Source organism: Planktothrix sp. FACHB-1355 (assembly GCF_014748295.1).
Lineage (GTDB): Bacteria > Cyanobacteriota > Cyanobacteriia > Cyanobacteriales > Aerosakkonemataceae > Aerosakkonema > Aerosakkonema funiforme_A.
In genome coordinates, this window is record NZ_JACJUP010000250.1 from 1 (window position 1) to 7,015 (window position 7,015).

A 7,015-nucleotide genomic window follows, 5' to 3' on the forward strand; every position below is an offset into this window, starting at 1 on the left:
CAAACATAGCAATCTCTGTGAGCAACAAATCTGCTGGCAGTCAAAATAGGTTTGCATATTTCTACGATAAACTTTCCCTCCTCTTATTTAAATTTGCCAAATTTGCCGAGCCACGATCACCGTTTAATTACGGATTTTAGAAAGCTTCTCCGCAATCTTCCTTAGTTGTCCCGCTCAGGTGTACCGCATCGGGAGAGAAGCCATATAGAAACAGGTATTAGTATTTTTTTACACTTCATTCAAGATTTAAATAAACATACTGCGTCTGTCCTATAATAAATAGTACAGAATTAAGTACAACTTTTTGGAGCATTTGTTAATTTCCATAAAAAAGTTAATTTTTTTTACGAAAACTCTACATTGTCAACCTTATCTTTGGTTACAAAAATACATAATTTGTGTTTTTGTTTGTAGTAGATAGACTCACCTCAGTACAAAACAGGAATTTGGGGCGGTTTAAAAAACTTAACACCCCAAATCCCGCAACTACCAAGACCTCAGAGGAGAAAAAGTTAATAATGAGAAACTTATTGACAAGCAAAGCAAAAAAAACAAAACTGTCACGGCAGCGTTACCCAAAGGCAGCAGGAAAATGCTTAATGCACCCTCAGCGAGAATGCGACATACAAGCTGCACCAACACACCTAATCACATTGGGAGCAGAAGTCGCCGCCACTTTGTCAAAGGACGGAAGTTTATCAGAAGTTCTCCAAATTTGCTCGGAGATAATCGCCCATTATCTGAAGACAACTAATGTATGTATTTGGACTTTTGACCAAAAAAGCAATACCCTGACAAGGGTGGCGTTTGGGGGAAAAGATATTTATACAGCCAGCTTGCCAAAGACGATTTTTTGCCAAGAGGATTACTTAGAAAATCTCAAAGCTCGATTATTACCTTGTAACTTCAGGAATACACCTTTTAGCAGCCGCTTATATACTCTAGTTGTCGAAAATAACCTGGTGGGAGCAATCATACTTTTTGGCAAGGAATATTTCACAGAAATAGAGGATATAGTATTAGGTTGGATTGCCAATAATATAGGCTTGGCAATGGAGAGATTTTTAGCGCGAGAAAAACAACAAAATCGCGGCGAAACTCTGCTGCTTAAGCTGGCAAGTAAACTGCGTCATTGTCTCGACTTTAACAGCATTTTAGAAATAGCTGTAAAGGAAGTACGCGACTTGTTGCAAATCGATAGATGTCATTTTTTATGGTATTTCCCCTATTGCCAAAACCCAAGAATAACTATCACTCACGAAGCACAAGACTCAAATTTATCCAGTCTGCTTGGTGATTTTTCGGCAGAACGTATTAATACCTTGTTTGACAAGATCCGGAATTTAGAAATAATTAGGATAGACGCAGTGAGGGAATCAAGTTTAGATCTTGAAACGCAAGAAATGTCGATCGATCTGGGTATTACCTCGCTACTGCTGATACCGCTCAAAACTCATTCCGGTCAGTTTGGGGCGATCGCCTGTAGCCATTGTAATGGTTCTCGTTATTGGAGCGACAGCGAAGTAGAACTGCTGCAAGCGGTGTGCGATCAAGTAGCGCTCGCGATCGATCAAAGCGAATTCTACGCCCAAACTCGCGCCAGCGCCTTAGCTGCACAAGCACAAGCTCAACAACTTACCCAGGCTTTACATAAATTACAGCACACCCAAAGTCAACTCGTCCAACAAGAAAAAATGTCCAGCTTGGGACAAATGGTAGCAGGAATTGCCCATGAAATTAATAACCCAGTCAATTTTATCAATGGCAATCTCATCCACGCTAAAGAGTATATTGAAGATTTGCTGGAATTATTGCATCTCTATCAGGAACACTATCCCAATCCCGCAAGGCAAATTCAAGATAAAATTGAAGATATTGACTTAGAATTTTTGCTTGAAGACCTGCCCAAACTATTGTCTTCAATGAGAATAGGTGCCGATCGCATTCGTCTAATTGTGTTGTCGCTACGAAATTTCTCTCGCCTTGACGAAGCAGAAATGAAGCCTGTGGATATTCACGAGGGAATTGATAATACCCTGATGATTTTAGAGAGCCGCTTAAAAGGCAGCGGTAAAAACCGCAGTATTAAAGTTATTAAAGACTACGGTAATCTGCCGAAGATCGAATGTTATGCGGGACAGCTAAATCAGGTATTTATGAACGTCCTTGCCAATGCGATCGATGCTTTGTCAGAAGCAGAGGAGAAATTCCAAATCCAAAATATGCAGATTCACATTGTCACAAAAATGCTTGACAGCGACAGCTTAATCATCCGAATAAAAGATAATGGTGCAGGAATGACGGAAGAAGTGAAAAAACGGTTGTTCGATCCGTTCTTTACGACAAAACCAGTCGGCAAAGGAACCGGACTGGGGTTATCGATTAGTTACAAAATTGTCGTAGAGAAGCATGGTGGCACGATCGAATGTTTGTCAGAACCGGGAAAAGGATCTGAGTTTATCATTCAAATACCAGTCAGAGCGATCGCATCGTTCAATTGAGGCAAATTGTAGGGTGCCTTGCCACCTCTAGGCACGTAAAAGTGTTAATTTATGTACATTCTAAGTCAAATCAAGACCTCACAAGCATTGGTTCTGACTCAGCTTTTACAGAAACTTTCAGTGGGTCGTAGCCTAGCTGTTCGGTAATCCGTTCCCTGGCTAAAGCGCGGTACTCCCAAAAATGTTCTCCAGCAGCACATAAACCCAAATACATATTGAGAACTTGCGGCTTTCTCCGCAGAATCGTCCATAGTTGTCGCCAAAACTGCTCCCGAATTTCCGGTCGGCGGATACCTTGATGCCAAATTAACTGGGCAATGAGACCCAACCCCTTACCAGGAGAAAATTGCATGGTCTGCTTTCGGTCTGCTCTTGAGCTAATCGAAAGGCATTGCTGAAAACAGCGTCTGAGATATTTTGTAGGTTCGTAGAGCGTCCAGAAGCCTTCCACATACTCTTTAGCAATTTCAGCAATGGGGCGAGTAGGAACAAAATTCATCAAGGTATTCTGGTCTCCGACTTCAGTAGCGCCCAAGCCCTGTATTAAACGCTCCTCTTTTTGCAGGCGGTTCCAGAGGGCGGTGTTGGGCAAAGCTTGGAGAATACCGAGCATTGGTTGAGGAATATTGGTTTGTTCGACAAAGGCTTGAATCCGTTTTCCTGCACCAGAACGTTCTCCATCAAAACCCAGGATAAACCCTGCATAGATTAGCATACCTGCCTCATTGATCTTGCGACAGGCTTCGATGAGAGGGTTACGAGTATTTTGCAGTTTTTGTGTTACTTTTAGACTATCTCGATCGGGGGTTTCAATGCCGAGAAAGACAGCATAGAAGCCTGCTTCATTCATCAGATGCAGCATTTCATCATCTTCTGCCAAATTTACAGAAGCTTCCGTGATGAAGGTGAAGGGGTAGTTGTGCTGCTTCATCCAAGGAATTAATTCTTTTAGAAAGCGTTTGACGTTGCGCTGATTGCCAATAAAGTTGTCATCTACGATGAAGAGTGACCCTCGCCAGCCTAATTCATAAAGATTTTGCAATTCTGCTAAAGCCTGACACGGTTCTTTGGTGCGCGATTTGCGACCGTAGAGAGAAATGATATCGCAAAATTCGCAGTTGAAGGGACAACCGCGAGAGAATTGAATTGCCATCATCAAGTAGGCATCCCGCTGAAGTAGGTCAAAACGGGGCATGGGGCTTTGGGTGACGTCGGGTTTTTCCATCGATCGAAATATCCCTTGTTCTTTCCCTTGCGCGAGTGCTTCTAGAAACTGCGGAACTGTCATTTCCCCTTCATCTAGGATCAGGTAATCAGCTCCAGAATTAAGGGCGTCTTGGGGGACAGATGTGGGGTAGGGGCCACCGACTGCGACTTTTTTGCCCAAATTTACTGCTTTTTGAATCAAATGGTGGAAATCTGGCTTCTGGACTAGCATAGCAGAGAGGATAACGAGGTCACACCACTCCCAATCAGCCTTTGTTTCAACGTTGACGTTGCGATCGTAAAATCTAATTTCCCATTCTTTCGGTAGGAGTGCTGCAACTGTTATGATTCCCAAGGGTGGAATCACTGCCTTGAGTCCAGCTATTTCCATGAAGCGATCGTAAGACCAAAACGACTGGGGAAACTGAGGGTAGAGCAATAGTGCCTTCATAAGAGCCTCAATGCAACTTTAATTTATTCTAGTGCGAGCGGATGTATCGAATAGTACGTTTGGATTAGCTCACCCATCCGCAGATCTCTATAGCTGTAATGGCTGTCTAAACTGGCATTTCCTGATAACACGAGCTACAACGCCAGTAAATTCCTCCCAAGCGTATGTGACGCAATAAAACATCTGAACAGCAAAGGCAAGTATACCTAGCGAGCGTGGATTGTCCGATTGTTGTGGATATAGTAGGTTGCCTGCCAACAGTCGTTAGTTGGGGCGGCGATCGCATCGAACTCATTAATAAAGCTTTCATCTTAAACACCAAGATTTAATAATGTAAGTATAAGTTTCGTTATCAATAAAATATCTCTATCGATAGAGTGAGATTTGGATATTTATGATATAATTTTTAGGAATCATCCTTTATTTAACTTATCAAGAGTTGATAAGTTTTGAGGTGCATTAGTTAGCTTTTTATAATACAGCACAGATACCGATGTGCAGTTAGTCGCATCAACGTAAATTATGGAAAAGCCAGAGAAAATAAATTACAAACCCGAACCTATAGATACGTCAAAAGTAACACTTACAGCAGAAATTCTCAAACTGACTGAAATACTTTCCAAGAATACTCACGAGATTTGGGCGCAGCAGCGATTAGCAGATGGTTGGCAATATGGGCCGCAGCGAGACGATACTCGTAAGGAACATCCTGGATTGGTAGCTTATGAGGATTTGCCAGAATCGGAAAAACATTACGATCGCATAATCGTCCTGCAAGTTTTAAAAGCGCTTTTAGCTTTGGGCTATCACATCGAGGCGAACGGTACCGCTGCTGAAAATCTCGCCGTGACGGACGATAAAGACTTAGATATGGTATTGGAAGTTCTGCAAGATTCATGCGGAATGAATTTAGTTTCCCTCCTGGCAATACAGCGGCAAACTATAGGACTCAAACCTCGCACGTCCGATATTTACCGAGTGCTGGGCGACCAAATCCTCCAATTGGGGGAACCGTTGATGGCTTATGATGTCCTGGCAATCGGACTGAAACACTGGCCGAACGATGTGCGTTTGCAGCAACTTCTAGCCTTATCCTTAGCACGTAGCGGCGCAACTGTAAGAGCCAATTCTATCTTGTTGCAGCTACTAGAATGCGGTCACAGGGATGAAGAAACCCTCGGTCTTTTAGCTCGCACTCACAAAGACCTTTGGAAGCAGGCAACCGATCTGGAAGAACAAAACCGTCAACTGCGTTTAGCTGCCGAAGGGTACGAACAAGCATATCAGTTAAGTGGCAGTCATTACCCAGGTATCAATGCTGCCACGATGGCAATGTTGATGGGAAATGAAGAACGCGCTAAAGTCCTGGCAGAAGAAGTGCGACAGAAATGCTTGCAAAAGCTAAAGCCCCAGTCACAGCGAAGTAGCGATGAATATTGGCTTTTGGCAACGTTAGGAGAAGCGGCCCTGATTTTGCGAGAATGGTCAGAAGCTGAGGATTGGTACGGACAAGCAGCGCAGGTAGGGCAGGGGCGATATGGAGATTTAAGTTCTACCCGTCGCAATGCAACTATCCTGGTGCAGTATTTGGAAGGCGATACAGGACGCATCAAGCAATGGTTCCACATACCCCGCGTCGTTGTGTTTAGCGGACACATGATCGACCAACCCGATCGCACCACACTGAGATTTCCACCGCATCTGGAATCAACTGTGTATAAAGCGATTCTCGATCGCCTCAAAAAACTCGACGCCCGCCTGGGTTATGCCTCTGCTGCCTGCGGTTCGGATATCTTGTTTTTGGAAGCAATTCTGGAATTAAAAGGCGAAATTCATATTGTGCTGCCCTACGATCGAGAGCAGTTTATTAAAGATTCGGTCGATATCGTTCCTGGTAGCAAATGGGTGGAGCGGTTCGAGAAATTACTCGATCGAGCTACAGAGACGATCGTCGCTTCCAATCGCAAGTTGCAAGAGACTAATGTTTTGTACGAGTACGCGAATCGTTTGCTACACGGGTTAGCCAAAATGCGGGCAGAACAGCTAGAAACAGAACTTGTACCCCTGGCAGTTTGGAACGGCCAACCAGGCGGCCCCGGCGGTACTGCTAGTGCGATCGAGCATTGGCAAAGCTGGGGTTACGACGTAGAAGTCATTGATTTGGAATCGATTCTGCGATCGTTTGTCGATACTCAAGATTCATCAGTCATCAGCGATGGGTCATTAGCTAATCACCGAGAACTAACCAATAAAGAGTGCGGTCGGCAGATTAAGGCGCTATTGTTCGCCGATGTAGTCCACTATTCTCATCTCACAGAAGATCAAATCTTCCCATTTGTGCAATATTTCTTAGGAGGTGTTGCCGAGATGAGCGCTCAGTCTGCTTATGGGCCGATCATGAAAAATACTTGGGGAGACGCTCTCTATTTTGTATTCTCGAATGTGCGAGATGCAGGTTTATTTGCTCTGGATCTGTGCGATTTTGTTCAAAGTACAGACTGGACAGAAAAAGGGTTGCCGGAAGGTCTAAATTTGCGAATAGCCTTACACGCTGGCCCGGTATACCGACACATCGATCCGATTACCGGCAAAATAAATTACATCGGTACCCATGTCAGCCACACCGCTAGGATCGAGCCAATTACGCCACCGGGGAAAGTATATGCCAGTCAAGCCTTTGCAGCTATTGCCTCTTGCGACGAGGTTTGCGAATTAACTTGCGATTATGTGGGACAAACGCCTTGGGCTAAAGGTTACGGCACTTTCCCGACCTATCACGTCCGCCGCCGCCAAGTCGATCGAGCCTAAACTTTAGGGGTTAGGGTTTAGGGGTTAGGGGTTAGGGGAAGAGGGAAGA

The 7,015-nt window shown here is 44.2% G+C and carries 4 protein-coding genes; 2 read left to right on the forward strand and 2 right to left on the reverse strand.

The window, feature by feature from the left end; genetic code table 11:
- Window positions 1-599: 599 nt before the first annotated feature.
- Complete coding sequence (locus tag H6S82_RS12940) at window positions 600-2,501, forward strand: ATP-binding protein (protein ID WP_190474707.1); 1,902 nt, start codon at window positions 600-602, stop codon at window positions 2,499-2,501.
- 70 nt (window positions 2,502-2,571) lie between these two features.
- Here H6S82_RS12940 and H6S82_RS12945 read toward each other — a convergent pair whose 3' ends face one another.
- Both H6S82_RS12945 and H6S82_RS12950 read right to left on the reverse strand, forming a co-directional pair.
- A complete protein-coding gene (locus H6S82_RS12945) occupies window positions 2,572-4,158 on the reverse strand; it encodes a B12-binding domain-containing radical SAM protein (protein WP_190474705.1) in 1,587 nt (528 codons plus the stop codon).
- A 106-nt stretch (window positions 4,159-4,264) separates the two neighbouring features.
- Complete coding sequence (locus H6S82_RS12950) at window positions 4,265-4,468, reverse strand: hypothetical protein (protein ID WP_190474703.1); 204 nt, start codon at window positions 4,466-4,468, stop codon at window positions 4,265-4,267.
- Between the two features lie 212 nt (window positions 4,469-4,680).
- Between H6S82_RS12950 and H6S82_RS12955 the strand changes: the two genes are divergently transcribed.
- Window positions 4,681-6,966, forward strand: a complete 2,286-nt coding sequence (locus tag H6S82_RS12955) for a TRAFs-binding domain-containing protein (RefSeq protein WP_190474701.1) — start codon at window positions 4,681-4,683, stop codon at window positions 6,964-6,966.
- The last annotated feature ends 49 nt before the right edge of the window (window positions 6,967-7,015 follow it).